Raw genomic sequence first — 1113 nt, forward strand, 5'->3', positions numbered from 1 at the left:
TTCGGTTTGGCTTCCTTGCTGGGAGGCTGACCATGGCGGCTGGGATCGCGATCACGCGGCAGGATGAGAGCGCTGCGGAGTTGCGCCGGCTGGCGCGGGCGAGCCGCGACGTGGCCCGGGCCCGCCGCCTTCTCGCCATCGCGCTGGTGATGGAGGGCCGCTCGCGCACGGAAGCCGCGACGGCGGCCGGCATGGACCGTCAGTCGCTGCGCGACTGGGTGCACCGGTTCAACGCGGACGGCCCGGCCGGTCTGCTCGACAAGCCGCGCAGCGGTCGCCCGGGCCGGCTGAGCGCGGATCAGTTGCAGGCCTTCGACGCCGTAGTGGAGGCGGGTCCCGATCTCGAAACAGACGGCGTCGTGCGGTGGCGTTGCGCGGACCTACAACGGGTCATCGCGGACAAGTACGGTGTCGCGCTGTCCGAGCGATCGGTCGGACGTATACTGAGCGAGCGTGGCTTCCGCCACGTGTCGGTGCGCCCGAAGCACCCCAAGAGCGATGCTGCGGCGCAGGATCTTTTAAAACAGCTTCGCCGATACGGTGAGGAGCCTGCTGCCGGCGGCGGCGGCCGGCAAAGCTCTGGAGATCTGGTTTCAGGACGAGGCACGCGTGGGCCAGAAGGGCACGCTGGCCTACGTGTGGGCGCGCTGCGGCACGCGGCCGCGCGCCGTGCAGGACACCCGCTACGCCTGGGCCTATCTGTTCGGCGCCGTATGCCCGGAGCGGGCGGTGGGGGCAGGCCTGGTGATGCCGCACGCCGACACCGAGGCCATGAACCTGCACTTGGCCGAGATCGGCCGGACCGTGGCATCGGGCGCCCATGCGGCCCTGGTTCTGGACGGGGCCGGCTGGCATGGCAGCGACAAGCTGGTCGTCCCCGACAACATCACCTTGGTCAAGCTGCCGCCTTATGCTCCCGAACTCAATCCGATCGAGAACGTGTGGGCCTACCTGCGTGGCACAAAGCTGGCTCACCGCCTGTTCGGCGGCTACGATGACATCGTGAATGCTTGCTGTGACGCCTGGAACAGTTTCATCGCCGACACCAAGGCAGTGAGATCCATCACGACCCGCCAATGGGCGGTGTGTCAACAATTCTGACGTTTGGTATAA

General features: G+C 67.7%; 1 protein-coding gene. It reads left to right on the forward strand.

The features are described 5' to 3' along the window. Positions 1 to 32: 32 nt before the first annotated feature. Positions 33 to 1101, forward strand: a protein-coding gene (locus tag D3273_RS28965) for an IS630 family transposase (protein WP_207210940.1) whose coding sequence is annotated in 2 segments (ribosomal slippage) — positions 33 to 526 and positions 525 to 1101 — 1071 coding nt in all. Because the reading frame shifts where the segments join, the coding sequence is not laid out codon by codon here. The last annotated feature ends 12 nt before the right edge of the window (positions 1102 to 1113 follow it).

The organism is Lichenibacterium minor, assembly GCF_004137685.1.
GTDB lineage: Bacteria > Pseudomonadota > Alphaproteobacteria > Rhizobiales > Beijerinckiaceae > Lichenihabitans > Lichenihabitans minor.